The following is a 15,760-nucleotide window of genomic DNA, read 5'->3' as shown; positions in this document are numbered from 1 at the left end:
ATGCAAACAATTCTGCGCAATGCCCGCAGATGCAGGATCAGGGCCAAAAACAGATGGACAAACGCTGGGCTGCCACGACAATCCTCGATTGTGAAAGCGCCGTTCAGCGCTTGCGTTGACATCGATAAACCCGGCGGATACGCCAATTTAATGAACTGCTGCAAAGACAGCGTCAGCGATGCGGCCACTGCCGTTTCGGTGCAGGTGCCACGATCAGGCACGTTACCAGGAGTGGCGTTGCCATGATGGATTTCGCCACCCGGGTCCACAATCACAACTACCGGCTTGATCCGATCATCCGGTCGCTGCTGGACACCGACTTCTACAAATTCCTGATGCATCAATTCATCTGGATGCTTTATCCGAAGGTGCCCGTGACCTTCGGCCTGATCAATCGGACCAAAACCGTCCGCCTTGCCGAGATCATTCCGGAAGCGGTGCTGCGCGCGCAGCTCGATCATGCCCGCACGCTTTCATTCCGAGAGAACGAACTGATCTGGCTGGCCGGCAACCGCTTCTATGGCCGCCGCGACATTTTCCGTCCGGAATATATCGAGTATCTGCGCAGCTTCAGGTTGCCTGACTACAAGCTTGAGACCATCGATGGTCAATATGTCCTCACCTTCGAAGGTGACTGGGCCGAAGTCACGATGTGGGAGATCTACGCCCTCGCCATCGTCAGCGAATTGCGGTCGCGGATCGCCATGGCCACGCTGGACAAGTTCGAGCTGGATATCCTCTACGCCCAGACCAAGACCAAGATCTGGAACAAGATCAAGAAGCTGAAATCCTATCCGGACATGCGGCTCGCGGAATTCGGCACCCGTCGCCGCCACGGCTTCCTGTGGCAGGAATGGGTGACGGACGCGATGGCCAACGAGCTTGGCCGCAGCTTCGTCGGAACGTCGAACGCCCTGCTCGCCTTCAAGCATTCATTCGAAGCCATCGGCACCAATTCGCACGAACTGCCGATGGTGTTCGCCTGCCTCGCCGAAAACGACGACCAGCTGAAGACCGCGCAATATGACGTGCTGGCGAAATGGCAGGAGGTCTATGACGGCGAATTGCTGATCATTCTGCCCGATACGTTCGGCATGACGCAGTTCCTGCGCGACGCACCGCCCTGGGCCTCACAATGGACCGGCATGCGCATGGACAGCAAGGAGCCGGTTGCGGCGGGCGAAGAGATGATCGCCTGGTACGCGATGCGCGGCGAGGATCCGCGCAAGAAGCGCGCGATGTTCAGTGATGGCCTCGAAGTCGACCTGATGATCGATCTGCATCAGCGCTTCCGCGGCCGCATTCGCGAGAGCTTCGGCTGGGGCACCATGGCGACCAACGACTTCCGCGGCGCCCACCCGCGCGGGCTCGATTCACTCGACCCGATCAGCCTGGTCTGCAAGGTCACCTATGCCAACGGCCGCTCGGCCGTGAAGCTGTCGGACAATCCCGCCAAGACCACCGGCAGCAGCCCTGCAGAGATCGAACGCTATCTACGCATCTTCGGCCGCGAAGGCGTCGCCGAACAGCCGGTGATCGTCTAGCCAGAACCGCAAACGCAAAAAAGCGCCGCCCGGTTTCCCGGACGGCGCTTTGTTCTTGTGTATCGGAAGTTCGCTTACAGAAGCCCCGCTCCCCGCGCCCACTTGTACTTGGCGCCGAGCACCTCGACCGGAAGTTCGGTCGAATAGGCGTAAGCCGGAATGCCGTTCTGGTAGAGATATTCGGCGGCTTCCTCGACTTCCACGTCGCCCGCAAGCGAAGCCACCATCGGCTTCTCGATGCCCTTGGCCTTCATCTCGTTCTTGATCTCGACCATGTTGCGCGCGAACACCATCGGCGGCGTCACGATCGTGTGCCAGTAGCCGAGGATCAGCGAGTGGATGCGATCATCGGTGAGACCCAGCTTCACGGTGTTGACGTAAGTGATCGGCGGTTCGCCACCGGTGATGTCGACCGGGTTGCCGGCGGCACCGAACGGCGGAATGAACTTGCGGAACGCCGCATCCAGATCCGGCGGCATCGCCATCAGCGACATGCCGTTATCGACCACCGCATCCGACAGCAGCACGCCCGACCCACCGGCACCGGTGATAATCAGCACGTTCTCGCCCTTCGGCGTCGGCAGCACGGGAATGCCACGAGCGAATTCGAGCAGCTGGCGCAGCGAGCGGGCGCGAATGACCCCCGACTGCTTCAGCACGTCCTCATAGATCTTGTCGTTGCCGGCAAGTGCGCCGGTATGCGACGAGGCCGCCTTGGCGCCGGCCGAGGTGCGGCCGGCCTTCAGGACGACAACCGGCTTGATCTTGGAGACGCGCTTGGCGGCTTCGGCGAAGGCACGGCCATCCTTCAGATCCTCGCAGTGCTGTGCGATGATCGTGGTGTTGGGATCCTGCTCGAAGAAGGCGAGCAGATCGTCCTCGTCGATATCCGACTTGTTGCCGAGACCGACGATCGCCGACACGCCCATCTTGGCAGAGCGCGAGAAGCCAATGATCGCCATACCGATGCCGCCGGACTGCGACGACAATGCCGCCGAACCCTTCACGTCATAGGCCGTACAGAAAGTCGCGCAGAGATTGGCCGGCGTATAATAGAAGCCATAGATATTCGGCCCCATCAGACGGACGTCATATTTCTTGCCGATTTCGACGATCTCTTCCTGCAATGCAGGCTCGTTGGCTTCGGCAAAGCCCGACGGGATCAGCACCGCGCCCGGAATTTTCTTCTCGCCGCATTCGATCAACGCACCTGCAACGAACTTGGCGGGAATTGCGAATACCGCGGTGTCGATCACGCCCGGGACATCCTTGACGCTCTTATAGGCCTTGCGGCCCATGATCTCTTCGGCCTTCGGATGGATCGGGTAGATGTCGCCCTTGTAGCCGCCGTTGATGAGGTTCTTCATCACCGAATTGCCGATCTTGCCATCTTCGGCGGAAGCGCCGATCACAGCGACGGCCTTCGGCATCATGATGCGGTTCATCGCCGTGACGATTTCGGCGTTGGAGCGCGGCGCAGGGCGCGGTTTGTAGTCGAAGTCGACGACGATGCGCACGTCGGCGGCAATCGCGTCTTTCTTGGTGGCGAAGACCGGGTTGAGATCGAGTTCGACCATTTCCGGGAAATCGCTGACGAGCTGCGATACCTTGACGATGATGTCGGCCAGCGCTTCGCGGTTGGCGGGATCGCCGCCGCGCACGCCATGCAACATCTCGGCGGCCTGAATGCCATCGAGCATCGACAGCGCGTCATCATTGGTGGCGGGCGCGAGGCGGAAAGTGACGTCCTTCAGCACTTCGACGAGCACACCGCCGAGGCCGAAGGCCACCAGCTTGCCGAACGAACCATCGGTGATCGAACCGATGATCACTTCGGTACCGCCCATCAGCATCTGCTGAACCTGGATACCTTCTATCTTGGCATCGGCCTTGTACTTCTTGGCATTGGCCAGAATGGTGTCGTAAGCTTTCTGCGCGTCTTCGGCGGTCTTGACGCCGACAATGACGCCGCCCGCTTCGGTCTTGTGGAGAATGTCCGGCGAGACGATCTTCATTACGACCGGGAAGCCCATGCCGCTTGCCATCTTGGCAGCGTCAGCGGCTGAGGTGGCCACACCTTCCTTCGGCACGGGAATGCCGTATGCGTCACACACAAGCTTGCCCTCGGGGGCGGTCAGGCTGGTGCGCTTGTCGGCTTTGACCGCATCGAGAACTTTGCGGACGGCCTGTTTCGCCGATGGTGTTGCTTCTTTGACGGCAAGATTCGATTGGGACATGGCTTCCTCCTTCACGTCTTTTCCAATAGACGGATTGATGGCATTTGGTATGCCAGAAACTTGATTGTCAAGGCGCGTTGCAGCGCAAAATTGCTGAAATAGCTGTCATCTTGACATGCTGGCATCTGGTATGCCAAAAATTCTTGACGTTATTTCTGTGGTAGGACATCTCGACTGGAGATGATTCATGCCCACGCGAAAACAAACCAAGGCGCCGTCCGTCATGTCTGAAGCCGATATCGCGATCGTTCGGATTGCACCGGAGACCAGCTTCAAGACCAAGGCCTATGAAGCCTTGAAAGAAGCCATTCTTAAGATGGACATCTACACCTCACCCGATCCGGTGATGCTTGACGAGCGCGCTCTGTCGGAACGGCTCGGTGTCAGCCGCACACCTATCCGCGAAGCCATTGCGATGCTGGAGCAGGATGGCTTCGTAAAGACTGTGCCACGCCGCGGCATCGTCGTTGTCAGAAAGACCAAGGTCGAGATCGTCGACATGATCCGCGCCTGGGCGGCGCTGGAAAGCATGGCCGCGCGTCTGATCACGACCACCGCACGCAAAAAAGATATCTCGGCGCTGCGCGACTTTTTCAAGGACTTCAACAAGGACCGTCTGCCACAGGACCACGTTGAGGAATATTCGAAAGCGAATATCGCTTTCCACCAGGCACTGATCTCGCTCAGCGAGTCGCCAGTGCTGGTCGATATGACCAACGATATTCTGCTGCATGTGCGTGGCTATCGTCAGCTGACCATCGGACGCACGGACCGTACCGCGACGTCCCTGCCCGAACATCTGGCCATCATCGAAGCGCTTGAGGAGCGCAACACCGAGCTCGCGGAAAAGCGCGCGCGCGATCACACGCTCGGTCTGGCTTCTTATGTCGAAGCCCACGGCCAGGAATTGTTTACGTAAGCGCCGTCTCGCGACGGTTCACCACTCCGCACCACGTCCAATTGAGCAACGACCAACAGTCACAAGAAAAGTCAGGGAGAGCGGGATGTCCGCAGTAGTCCAGAGCATCGATACCAACGCAGCCGCCGAGCAGGAGTTGACCGATGGCTTCCATCTGATCATCGATGCGCTCAAGCTCAATGGCCTCAACACGATCTATGGCGTGCCGGGCATTCCGATTACCGACTTCGGCCGCATGGCGCAGGCCGAGGGCATCCGCGTGCTCTCGTTCCGTCACGAACAGGCCGCCGGCTATGCCGCATCGATCGCGGGCTATCTCACCAAGAAGCCTGGCGTCTGCCTGACCGTGTCGGCCCCCGGCTTCCTCAACGGCCTTACGGCGCTGGCTCACGCCACCACCAACTGCTTCCCGATGATCCTGATCTCGGGCTCGTCCGAGCGCGAGATCGTCGACCTGCAGCAGGGCGACTATGAGGAAATGGATCAGCTCGCGATCGCCAAGCCGCTATGTAAGGCCGCGTTTCGCGTGCTGCATGCGGCCGACATCGGCATCGGTCTCGCCCGCGCGATCCGCGCCGCGGTGTCCGGTCGTCCCGGCGGTGTCTATCTCGATCTGCCGGCCAAGCTGTTCGGTCAGGTGATGAATGCCGATGCGGGCAAGAAATCGCTCGTCAAGGTGATCGACGCCGCGCCGGCGCAGATCCCTGCCCCGGATTCGATCAAGCGCGCGCTCGACGTGCTGAAATCGGCGAAGAAGCCGCTGATCATCCTCGGCAAGGGCGCCGCCTATGCGCAGGCCGACGACGCTGTGAAGGCACTTGTCGAGACATCCGGCATTCCGTTCCTGCCCATGAGCATGGCCAAGGGCCTTCTGCCTGACACCCATCCGCAGTGCGCGGGCGCTGCACGCTCCACCGTGCTGAAGGACTCGGACGTCGTCATGCTGATCGGCGCACGCCTCAACTGGCTGCTGTCGCACGGCAAGGGCAAGGCCTGGGGCAGCGCGCCCAAGAAGTTCATCCAGATCGACATCGAGCCGAAGGAAATGGATTCCAACGTCGAGATCGTCGCACCCGTCGTTGGCGATATCGGCTCCTGCGTCACTGCCCTGCTCGATGGCATGGGCAAGAGCTGGCAGAAGGCATCGTCCGACTGGACATCAGCAGTCACCACGAAGCGCGACGAGAACGTCGCGAAGATGGCACCGAAGCTGATGAACAACAATTCGCCGATGGATTACCACGGCGCGCTTGGTGTTCTGCGCACCATCATCGCCGAGCGTCCGGATGCGATGCTCGTCAATGAAGGCGCCAACACGCTCGATCTCGCTCGCGGCATCGTCGACATGTATCAGCCGCGCAAGCGCATCGATGTCGGCACCTGGGGCATCATGGGCATCGGCATGGGCTATTGCGTCGCTGCTGCGGTCGAGACCGGCAAGCCCGTGCTCGCGATCGAAGGCGACAGCGCCTTCGGTTTCTCCGGCATGGAGGTGGAGACGATCTGCCGCTACAATCTGCCGGTCTGCATCGTTGTCTTCAACAATGACGGCATCTATCGCGGCACCGACGTCAATCCGACCGGCGGCTCCGACGTGGCACCGACAGTCTTCGTCAAGGGCTCGCGCTACGACAAGATGATGGAAGCCTTCGGCGGCGTCGGCGTGAACGCGACCTCGCCCGACGAACTCAAGCGCGCCGTGAATGCGGCGATGGATTCCGGCAAGCCGACGCTCATCAATGCGGTGATCGATCCGGCGGCCGGCAGCGAGAGCGGCCGTATCGGCAACCTCAATCCGCAGAGCGTGCTCAGCAAGAAGAAATAACACATCAGGCGGGGTCGCGAGACCCCGTCTCCTTTTCTCATATGCCGAGGCGGCAAAACTAGTTTACGGGAGCAAAACAATGACACAGGCGCTCAAAGGCGTTCGCATTCTGGATTTCACCCACGTTCAGTCCGGCCCGACCTGCACGCAGTTGCTGGCATGGTTTGGCGCCGATGTGATCAAGGTCGAACGGCCCGGCGTTGGCGACATCACCCGCGGCCAGCTGCAGGACGTGCCGAATGTGGACAGCCTGTATTTTACCATGCTGAACCACAACAAGCGTTCGATCACGCTCGACACCAAGAACCCGAAGGGCAAGGAAGTGCTCACCGCGCTGATGAAAGAGTGCGATGTACTCGTCGAGAACTTCGGACCCGGCGTGCTCGACCGCATGGGCTTCCCGTTCGAAAAGATTCAGCAGATCAACCCGAAGATGATTGTTGCCTCGATCAAGGGGTTTGGTCCCGGTCCCTATGAGGACTGCAAGGTCTATGAGAACGTCGCGCAGTGCACCGGCGGTGCAGCTTCCACCACCGGCTTCCGCGACGGCCTGCCACTCGTCACCGGCGCGCAGATCGGCGACTCGGGCACCGGCCTGCATCTCGCACTCGGCATCGTCACCGCGCTGTATCAGCGCACGCAAACCGGCAAGGGCCAGAAGGTCACCGCCGCGATGCAGGACGGCGTGCTCAACCTGTCGCGCGTCAAGCTGCGCGACCAGCAGCGCCTCGCTCACGGTCCGCTCAAGGAATACAGCCAGTTCGGCGAAGGCATTCCGTTCGGCGATGCCGTGCCCCGCGCCGGCAACGACTCCGGCGGTGGTCAGCCCGGCCGCATCCTGAAGTGCAAGGGCTGGGAAACCGACCCGAACGCTTACATCTACTTCATTACCCAGGCGCCGGTCTGGGAGAAGATCTGCGACGTGATCGGCGAACCCACCTGGAAGACCGACCCGGCCTATGCCAAGCCGGCGGTGCGCCTGCCCAAGCTCAACGCGATCTTCGCGCGCATCGAACAGTGGACGATGACCAAGACCAAATTCGAGGCGATGGAAATCCTCAACAAGGATGACATCCCCTGCGGCCCGATCCTGTCCATGAAGGAACTGGCCGAAGACCAGTCGCTCCGCGCCACCGGCACCGTGGTCGAGGTCGATCACCCCGAGCGCGGCAAGTATCTGTCGGTTGGTAATCCGATTAAGCTATCGGAAAGCCCTACCGAAGTGACCCGCTCGCCCCTGCTCGGCGAACATACCGACGAAATCCTCAAGCAGGTGCTGGGCTTCAGCGATCATCAGGTGGCCGAAATCCACGACTCCGGCGCACTCGATCCGCCGCGGAAGGTTGCCGCTGAGTAATTTCGCCAGTTATTTCAAATAATTACATGCGAAAGGCCGCCGATTGGCGGCCTTTTTCATTTACGGTGATCCAAGCGGAACTTTAATAAGAAAATCAAATCGACCTATATCGCACTGCAAAATCCTCATGCTGCTATGCAAACAAGACAATTGTCCTTGGCATCTGGTATACGTAAATTCATCCCAGATGAGGCGCCAAGATGCGGCGGCCTTAAGCAAAGGATCAAATCATGTCGAAGACTGCTTCTCTCGACCTCGCGACATCCACCAGCTTCTTCGCTCGCTTCATGGCCTCACTCGATCGCGCGCTGATGGCCAGCGCACGCATCTCGGCCCGCAACGGCGACCTGCCCCGCTTCGGCCTGTAAGGCTGCGACGTCACTACTTTTACGCGGCCAGCCCGCGCAAAATTCTCTGCGTTCCTCCCGACGACTGGCCCCGGATTTCCGGGGCCGTTTTTTTGTTTGTGTAGTTGCATCGCAGCGACGTCTCGCGCTCCCTGCGACATTTCAGCCTCCCCGGCTTTTAACGGCTCTAATCGCTTGCCGCTTGGCATATCGCATACCAAAATGCGCAAACGGTAATGCTTCACGTCTGAATAGAAAGCATACCTGGGGAGGACAAAGGCTGCGCTGCCTTCGCGGGCGAGCAACGCCATACGCGCAATGACAGAGCGATCCAGACCCACTCATCCTTTTTGCAGGCGAGCCGCTTCGATGCTCGACAGTCTGACGTGCGCATATGGCGCATGCAAGGGCGCGTTTGAACACCTGCAGTCAGGACATTCGAAGGAAGACCCGACCACGCACTGACGATTTCAAAGTCGACGAACGATCGACGCTATCAAAACGCATCGGAGAGAAACAATGAAACGCCTAGGTTCATGTCTCACGCTGGCCGCCGCTGCATCCATTCTCTGCCTGGGAGCGTCTCTCCCGGCATCTGCTGCATGGGAGCCGACGCGCCCCGTCGAATTGATCGTTCCCGCGGGCACCGGCGGCGGCGCCGATCAGATGGCGCGCACCATTCAGGGCATCATCACCAAGCACAGTCTGATGAAACAGCCGCTTGTCGTCATCAACAAGTCGGGAGGCGCGGGCGGTGAAGGTTTCCTCGACGTGAAGTCGGCGAACAACAATCCGCACAAGATCATCATCACGTTGTCGAACCTGTTCACGACACCGCTCGCCACCGGCATTCCCTTCAACTGGAAGGATCTCACGCCGGTCGCGATGCTGGCACTCGACGAGTTCGTACTGTGGGTGAATGCCGACAAGCCCTACAAGACCGTGAAGGACTATATCGACGCCGTGAAGGCCGCACCAGCCGGCACGATCAAGATGGGCGGCACCGGCTCGAAGCAGGAAGACCAGATCATCACGGTCGCAGTCGAGAAAGCGATCGGCAGCAAGTTCACTTACATCCCTTACAAGGGCGGCGGTGAAGTCGCAGTACAGCTCGTTGGCCAGCATGTCGATTCAACCGTGAACAATCCGATCGAGGCAGTCGCGCAGTGGCGCGGCGGCAAGGTGCGTCCGCTCTGCGTCTTCGACAGCAAGCCGATGGCCTATGACGAACAGGTTGCCGACGGCAAGGGCTGGAAGGACATTCCGACCTGCAAGTCGCAGGGACTCGACATCGAATATGTGATGCTGCGCGGCATCTTCATGGGGCCGAAAGCGACGAAGGATCAGATCGACTATTATGTCGAACTGTTCAAGAAGGTCCGCGCGACGCCCGAGTGGCAGGACCTGATGAAGAGCGGCGCCTTCAACACGACCTTCATGACCGGCGGTGAATATGCCAGCTGGGTTGGCACCGAAGAGAAGCGCCACGAGACGCTGATGAAGGAAGCCGGCTTCCTCGCGCAAGGCAACTGACGCAGGCGCCATGACGCCGGACCTGATCGCACATCAGGTCCGGCACATGCAACACGCTGATCGACGCTGATCTCTCACACAGAGTTGTCCATGACCACGCAGCAATCTCACAACGTAGGCCCGTCCCACAAATCCGTCGAAGCCGGCGTCACCACCGTCATCGGCCTGTTCGGCGCCATCGTCGTCTATGGCAGCGTCAAGGCCGGCATCAACTGGGGCGCAGAGGGACCGAAAGCCGGATTCTTCCCGTTCTATATCGGGCTGTTCATTATCATCTCCAGCCTCGTCAATATTTGGAACACGCTGCGCGAGGACGACGGCAGCCTGTTCGCCGAATGGGGCCAGTTGCGCCAGGTTTTCAGCGTCGTCATTCCCACCGGCATCTATGTCGGCGTCCTGCCGTTCATCGGACTCTACGTGTCCTCGATGATCTTCATCGCTTGGTTCATGCGTTGGCTTGGCAAATATGAGTGGCCGATCATCGCCGCTATCTCTCTTGGCATGCCTGTCGTCACCTACCTGATCTTCGAACGCTGGTTTCTCGTGCCGCTCCCCAAAGGACCGCTTGAGGATCTGCTCGGTCTCTGATTTCCGCGATCTTTAATTCCGTTGCGTCTGCCGGTCTCTTTCTGAGGACTACTCGAAATGGAAGAAATTGCTAATCTGTTCCAGGGCTTTGCGGTCGCGCTGCAGCCATTCAACATCGCGGTGATGGTGCTCGGCATCGTGCTGGGTGTCATCATCGGCGTGCTGCCCGGCCTTGGCGGCGCCAACGGCGTTGCGATCCTGCTGCCCCTCACCTTCAGCATGCCGCCGACATCGGCCATCATCATGCTGTCCTGCATCTATTGGGGTGCATTGTTCGGAGGTGCGATCACCTCGATCCTGTTCAACATCCCCGGAGAGCCATGGTCGGTGGCCACGACATTCGACGGCTATCCGATGGCGCAGCAGGGCAAGGCTGCCGAAGCACTAACCGCCGCCTTCACCTCCTCTTTCGTTGGCGCACTGTTCGCCGTCGTCATGATCACCTTGGTCGCGCCGCTGGTCGCAGGCTTCGCCTTACGATTCGGGCCCGCGGAGAAATTCGCGGTCTATTTCCTGGCGTTCTGCAGTTTCGTCGGGCTGAGTAAGGAACCACCTTTCAAGACCATTGCGGCGATGATGATCGGCTTCGCTCTCGCCGCCGTCGGCCTCGATTCCATTACCGGACAACTGAGACTCACGTTCGGCTCGACCGAACTTCTCAATGGCTTCGACTTCCTGATCGCCGTCATTGGCCTGTTCGGTCTTGGCGAAATCTTCCTCACCATGGAGGAAGGCCTGCGCTTCCAGGGCGGCAAGGCGAAGATCGATCTTCGCGTCGTGCTCCGTACCTGGATGAGCTTGCCGCAATACTGGATGACGTCGCTGCGCTCCTGCGTCATCGGCTGCTGGATGGGTGTTACGCCCGCAGGCGCGACACCCGCGTCCTTTATGAGTTACGGCATCGCCAAGCGCGTTTCCAAGAACGGCAACAATTTCGGCAAGGGCGAGATCGAAGGCGTTATCGCTCCGGAAACGGCCGCGCATGCTGCCGGTACCGCAGCCCTGCTTCCGATGCTGTCACTCGGCGTCCCCGGTTCGCCAACTGCCGCTGTGCTTCTTGGTGGTCTGCTGATCTGGGGCCTGCAGCCCGGCCCGATGCTATTCGTCGAGCAGAAGGAGTTCGTCTGGGGCCTAATCGCCTCGATGTATCTCGGCAACCTCGTCGGCCTGATCATCGTGCTGACCTGCGTACCGATCTTCGCAGCGATCCTGCGGGTTCCATTCAGCATCATCGCACCTCTTATCCTGGTGCTCTGTGCGATCGGAGCCTACTCCGTCCACAACTCGACCTTCGACGTGGTGATGATGCTGGTATTCGGAATCATCGGTTACGCACTGAAGAAGTGTAACTATCCCCTCGCCCCGCTGGTGCTGGCCATTGTGCTTGGCGACAAGGCCGAGGAAGCCTTCCGTCAGTCGCTGCTGGGGTCGCAGGGATCGCTCGGGATCTTCTTCTCGAACACGCTGGTGAGCAGCATCATGATCCTCGGCCTGATCGCGCTGTTCTGGTCGGTGATCCAGAACGGCTTCACCCGGCTGCGTACTCGCACTGCAGCAGCGTAAGTAACGATACAAATAACTGTTCAAACCCAAAAGCCGGCGGTCTGGACCGCCGGCTTTGTGCTGTCTTGTAGTATCGCAGTACAGCATTCAGTCATGCGAAACTTGCAGCGGCAAATTGGCAAGATTTCGCTTGTTAGTTGGCATATCATATACCAAACTATCCTTCGCAGCTGTCGAGCTCTCAATAGAACAGCGCTTTAGGAGGAACTATGACTGATGCAGTTCACGGGGTGGCGCCAGCTGCCGCACGTGTCAGCGATGCCTACCGCTGGACACAACTCGCCATCGGCGTTGGCGCGATGGTGATGATCGCCAACTATCAATACGGCTGGACGTTCTTCGTCCCCGACATCCAGAAGAAGTTCGGCTGGGATCGCGCGTCGATCCAGTGGGCCTTCACCCTCTTCGTTCTGTTCGAGACCTGGCTGGTGCCGGTCGAAGGATGGTTCGTCGATAAATACGGCCCGAAGCTCGTCGTCCTTATCGGCGGCATCCTCTGCGGCATCGGCTGGGCGATCAATGCACAGGCGGAAACGCTCAACGGCTTCTATCTCGGCATGATCGTTGCGGGCATCGGCGCAGGCGGCGTCTACGGCACCTGCGTCGGCAATGCCCTGAAGTGGTTTCCTGACAAGCGCGGCCTCGCGGCTGGCATCACTGCCGCAGGCTTTGGTGCCGGCTCCGCCCTCACGGTCGCTCCGATCCAGGCCATGATTCAGGATTCCGGCTTCCAGACCGCATTTCTGTATTTCGGTCTCGGGCAAGGCATCATCATCGTGATCCTCTCCTTCTTCCTGTTCGCGCCAAAGGCTGGACAGGTACCGGCGGTCACGCAGAACGCCAACGTGATCCAGACCCGCCGCAACTACGCGCCGACAGAAGTCATCCGCCATCCGATCTTCTGGCTGATGTACTTCATGTTCGTGATCGTCGGTGCCGGCGGCCTGATGGTGACGGCCAACCTGAAGCCGATTGCGGCCGACTGGAAGATCGACAACGTCCCCGTCACGCTGATGGCCATGACGATGACGGCGGTCACCTTCGCAGCCACCATCGACCGCGTACTCAACGGCCTGACACGTCCGTTCTTCGGCTGGATCTCCGACATGATCGGCCGCGAGAACACAATGTTCATCGCCTTCGGCATGGAAGGCGTCGGCATCTGGGCGCTGTATATGTGGGGTCACGATCCGCTGTGGTTCGTGCTGTTGTCGGGCTTTGTGTTCTTCGCCTGGGGTGAGATCTATTCGCTCTTCCCATCGACCTGCACCGATACCTTCGGCTCCAAGTTCGCAACGACCAATGCCGGCCTGCTCTATACGGCAAAGGGGACGGCAGCACTTCTGGTGCCGGTCGCGAACTACATGCAGCAGTCGTCGGGCACATGGGACAGCGTCTTTCTCATTGCAGCCGGCGCCAACATCCTGGCTTCACTGCTCGCCATTGCGGTGCTGAAGCCTTGGCGTAAGGTCGTCGTCAGCAAAGCGCTTGCGACCTAAAAACGCAAAAAATCTCAAGAAAACAACGCGCTCAGCCTCGGCTGGGCGCGTTTTGCGTGGGCCCCGCGCTGCTCGCCAAGGCGTGATCGTCTTCACGCAACAATCGGCCAAGACCACCTTGCATCGTGGAATATAATATACCAGTCTCCGACCAAGCGACGCCTGCGGCAATACGCCACAACCTTAGCGACACCACGCCGCAAGGGAAAAAGCGCGCATCGGAGGAAACACGATGGCTCAACCAGACTTCACCACCGCGTCCAACCCACCCGGCAGCTTCCGCTGGATCCAACTCGTGATGGGCATCGTCTGCATGGCGATGATCGCCAACCTGCAATACGGATGGACGCTGTTCGTCGATCCCATCGACGCCAAGTATCACTGGGGTCGCGCCGCGATCCAGCTTGCCTTCACGCTGTTCGTCGTCGTCGAGACCTGGCTGGTGCCGGTCGAAGCGTGGTTCGTCGACAAATACGGTCCCAGCGTCGTCATCATGTTCGGCGGAGCCATGATCAGCCTCGCCTGGGTGCTGAACTCCTATGCGGACTCACTGGTGATGCTTTACGCCGGCGCCGTCGTCGGCGGCATCGGCGCCGGTTCGGTCTACGGCACCTGCGTCGGCAATGCTCTGAAGTGGTTTCCCGATCGCCGCGGCCTCGCTGCGGGCGCCACGGCGGCAGGCTTCGGCGCAGGCGCTGCGATCACCGTCGTGCCGATTGCGCATATGATTGCCGAGAGCGGCTATCAGCACGCCTTCTTCACCTTCGGCATCGGCCAGGGCGTGATCGTGTTCATGCTCGCCTTCTTCATGCGTCCGCCTAGGCAGGCTGTGCCGGTGACGAGGAAACAACTCAATCTGCCGCAGACAAAGACGGATTTCACACCGCCGCAAGTGCTGCGCAGCCCGATCTTCTGGGTCATGTATCTGGTCTTCGTGATGGTCGCCGCCGGTGGCTTGATGACCGCAGCGCAGATCGCGCCGATCGCCCACGACTACAACATTGCGAATTCTCCGGTGACACTGGCCGGCTTCCAGATGGCAGCACTGACCTTCGCCATCTCGCTCGATCGCATCTTTGACGGGTTCGGCCGCCCGCTCTTCGGTTGGTTGTCCGATCAGATCGGTCGTGAACACACCATGTTCATCGCCTTCGGCACCGCCGCGCTGATGCTGCTGACACTATCGGCCTATGGCCACAACCCACTCGTCTTCGTGCTGGCGACGGCCGTCTACTTCGGCGTGTTCGGCGAGATCTACAGTCTGTTTCCGGCAACATCAGGCGATACGTTCGGTGCCAAATATGCCGCGACGAATAACGGCATGCTCTACACCGCGAAGGGCACGGCGGCATTGTTGGTACCGCTCGCGAGCCTGATCGCAGCGAGCTATGGATGGCAGGCCGTGTTTGTGATCGCCGTTGCGCTCAATGCCACGGCTGCGTTGCTCGCTTTGTTCGTTATCAAGCCGATGCGACGTGCATTCATTCTGGGGAGCGAGCCTGCCGTACCGGAAGCCGCGGCGCACAGCGCCAAGACCGCCTGATCAATCGAAGCTCGTTCAAGATTTCAGGGGCGCACGCGAGTGCGCCCCTTCTTCATGCCCAACTGGCATACCAGAGCTCCGACTGGATATCGCCAATGCGCTAGAAGCACATAGGAACGCACGCCGTGCAGCAAATAAACGTCAGAAACACTGACTTTCTTTCTTGATCCACCGCCCCTCGATATGCTGGTTTCTGCGTTGACAACTGGCATACCGTATACCAATCTTGCGCCCACAAGATCGATCCTCAGCCGATCAGCCAAGGGAGGTTATTGCCATGCAAGTCGGAGATATCCTGCGTAGGAAGAGCACCCGTATCGCCACTGTCCGCATGAACGAGACCGTCGCCATCGCGGCGCAGTTGCTCCGGACGGGCAATATCAGCGCACTGGTCGTGAAGGACGTGTGCCGCACCGAGGGCAACACCGCGGTCGGCATGTTCTCGGAACGCGACGTGGTGCGCGCGATCGCCGAACACGGTGCTGCCGGCGTCAATCGCAAGGTCTCGGATATGATCTCGGTCCAGGAATTGATTTCCTGCCACTCGACCGACACGCTCGAACATGTGCGACACCTGATGAACAAGCATCACATTCGGCACGTCCCGGTCATCGACGATCACACGCTGATCGGCGTGATCAGCATCCGTGACATCAGCAGGGCGCTCGATCATGAGGATGCACCGCAAGCGCATGCAGCGGTCGCCTGAGGCCTAGCCTCAAGCTCACTTCGCGTTTCATGCCGGTATCGACACGGACCGCCAGCGGTCCGTGATGCCAGTTCTTTTGCCTTGTCCGCGCCCGTT

At 59.7% G+C, this 15,760-nt stretch carries 12 protein-coding genes; 11 read left to right on the top strand and 1 reads right to left on the bottom strand.

The genetic code is table 11. The features are described 5' to 3' along the window. The first annotated feature begins 242 nt into the window (after window positions 1–242). The gene (gene pncB, locus AB8B02_RS07510) at window positions 243–1,544 is read left to right on the top strand and encodes a nicotinate phosphoribosyltransferase (protein WP_089267118.1); all 1,302 of its coding nucleotides are present in this window, start codon (window positions 243–245) and stop codon (window positions 1,542–1,544) included. 74 nt (window positions 1,545–1,618) lie between these two features. Here the strand turns inward: pncB and AB8B02_RS07505 are convergent, their stop codons facing one another. Next, window positions 1,619–3,781, bottom strand: coding sequence for an acetate--CoA ligase family protein (locus AB8B02_RS07505; protein WP_093759141.1), 2,163 nt, complete (start codon window positions 3,779–3,781; stop codon window positions 1,619–1,621). 187 nt (window positions 3,782–3,968) lie between these two features. On the opposite strand from AB8B02_RS07505, the gene AB8B02_RS07500 reads away from it, so the two are divergent. The 10 genes from AB8B02_RS07500 (at window position 3,969) to AB8B02_RS07455 (ending at window position 15,664) form a co-directional block, all read left to right on the top strand. Next, window positions 3,969–4,700, top strand: coding sequence for a GntR family transcriptional regulator (locus AB8B02_RS07500; RefSeq protein WP_068730533.1), 732 nt, complete (start codon window positions 3,969–3,971; stop codon window positions 4,698–4,700). A gap of 85 nt (window positions 4,701–4,785) precedes the next feature. Beyond that, complete coding sequence (gene oxc / locus AB8B02_RS07495) at window positions 4,786–6,525, top strand: oxalyl-CoA decarboxylase (RefSeq protein ID WP_439063580.1); 1,740 nt, start codon at window positions 4,786–4,788, stop codon at window positions 6,523–6,525. A 79-nt stretch (window positions 6,526–6,604) separates the two neighbouring features. Continuing rightward, the gene (gene frc / locus AB8B02_RS07490; protein WP_439063579.1) at window positions 6,605–7,882 is read left to right on the top strand and encodes a formyl-CoA transferase; all 1,278 of its coding nucleotides are present in this window, start codon (window positions 6,605–6,607) and stop codon (window positions 7,880–7,882) included. Window positions 7,883–8,112: 230 nt separating this feature from the next. Beyond that, complete coding sequence (locus tag AB8B02_RS07485) at window positions 8,113–8,250, top strand: hypothetical protein (protein WP_199712085.1); 138 nt, start codon at window positions 8,113–8,115, stop codon at window positions 8,248–8,250. Between the two features lie 498 nt (window positions 8,251–8,748). Next, window positions 8,749–9,762 carry a Bug family tripartite tricarboxylate transporter substrate binding protein gene (locus tag AB8B02_RS07480; protein ID WP_089267115.1) on the top strand — a complete coding sequence of 338 codons (1,014 nt, stop codon included), beginning with the start codon at window positions 8,749–8,751 and terminating at the stop codon, window positions 9,760–9,762. Window positions 9,763–9,852: 90 nt separating this feature from the next. Next, window positions 9,853–10,350 (top strand): tripartite tricarboxylate transporter TctB family protein, encoded by a 498-nt coding sequence (locus tag AB8B02_RS07475; protein WP_175367407.1) that lies wholly within the window; start codon window positions 9,853–9,855, stop codon window positions 10,348–10,350. Between the two features lie 57 nt (window positions 10,351–10,407). After that, window positions 10,408–11,913 (top strand): tripartite tricarboxylate transporter permease, encoded by a 1,506-nt coding sequence (locus tag AB8B02_RS07470; RefSeq protein ID WP_089267113.1) that lies wholly within the window; start codon window positions 10,408–10,410, stop codon window positions 11,911–11,913. 209 nt (window positions 11,914–12,122) lie between these two features. Continuing rightward, the gene (gene oxlT / locus AB8B02_RS07465) at window positions 12,123–13,412 is read left to right on the top strand and encodes an oxalate/formate MFS antiporter (RefSeq protein WP_089267112.1); all 1,290 of its coding nucleotides are present in this window, start codon (window positions 12,123–12,125) and stop codon (window positions 13,410–13,412) included. 232 nt (window positions 13,413–13,644) lie between these two features. Next, window positions 13,645–14,955 carry an oxalate/formate MFS antiporter gene (gene oxlT, locus AB8B02_RS07460; RefSeq protein ID WP_439063578.1) on the top strand — a complete coding sequence of 437 codons (1,311 nt, stop codon included), beginning with the start codon at window positions 13,645–13,647 and terminating at the stop codon, window positions 14,953–14,955. 277 nt (window positions 14,956–15,232) lie between these two features. Beyond that, a complete protein-coding gene (locus AB8B02_RS07455) occupies window positions 15,233–15,664 on the top strand; it encodes a CBS domain-containing protein (RefSeq protein ID WP_089267110.1) in 432 nt (143 codons plus the stop codon). Window positions 15,665–15,760 lie beyond the last annotated feature (96 nt).

Source organism: Tardiphaga sp. 862_B3_N4_1 (assembly GCF_051811085.1).
GTDB lineage: Bacteria > Pseudomonadota > Alphaproteobacteria > Rhizobiales > Xanthobacteraceae > Tardiphaga > Tardiphaga robiniae.
This window is presented reverse-complemented; position numbering and strand designations above follow the sequence as displayed.

What these genes read in the sequence shown, in the direction of transcription:
- AB8B02_RS07475 (WP_175367407.1), top strand. Translation starts at nt 9,853, where the DNA reads ATGACCACGCAGCAATCTCACAACGTAGGCCCGTCCCACAAATCCGTC.
- oxlT (WP_089267112.1), top strand. Translation starts at nt 12,123, where the DNA reads ATGACTGATGCAGTTCACGGGGTGGCGCCAGCTGCCGCACGTGTCAGC.
- oxc (WP_439063580.1), top strand. Translation starts at nt 4,786, where the DNA reads ATGTCCGCAGTAGTCCAGAGCATCGATACCAACGCAGCCGCCGAGCAG.
- oxlT (WP_439063578.1), top strand. Translation starts at nt 13,645, where the DNA reads ATGGCTCAACCAGACTTCACCACCGCGTCCAACCCACCCGGCAGCTTC.
- AB8B02_RS07505 (WP_093759141.1), bottom strand. Translation starts at nt 3,781, where the DNA reads ATGTCCCAATCGAATCTTGCCGTCAAAGAAGCAACACCATCGGCGAAA.
- pncB (WP_089267118.1), top strand. Translation starts at nt 243, where the DNA reads ATGATGGATTTCGCCACCCGGGTCCACAATCACAACTACCGGCTTGAT.
- AB8B02_RS07500 (WP_068730533.1), top strand. Translation starts at nt 3,969, where the DNA reads ATGCCCACGCGAAAACAAACCAAGGCGCCGTCCGTCATGTCTGAAGCC.
- AB8B02_RS07470 (WP_089267113.1), top strand. Translation starts at nt 10,408, where the DNA reads ATGGAAGAAATTGCTAATCTGTTCCAGGGCTTTGCGGTCGCGCTGCAG.
- frc (WP_439063579.1), top strand. Translation starts at nt 6,605, where the DNA reads ATGACACAGGCGCTCAAAGGCGTTCGCATTCTGGATTTCACCCACGTT.
- AB8B02_RS07480 (WP_089267115.1), top strand. Translation starts at nt 8,749, where the DNA reads ATGAAACGCCTAGGTTCATGTCTCACGCTGGCCGCCGCTGCATCCATT.
- AB8B02_RS07485 (WP_199712085.1), top strand. Translation starts at nt 8,113, where the DNA reads ATGTCGAAGACTGCTTCTCTCGACCTCGCGACATCCACCAGCTTCTTC.
- AB8B02_RS07455 (WP_089267110.1), top strand. Translation starts at nt 15,233, where the DNA reads ATGCAAGTCGGAGATATCCTGCGTAGGAAGAGCACCCGTATCGCCACT.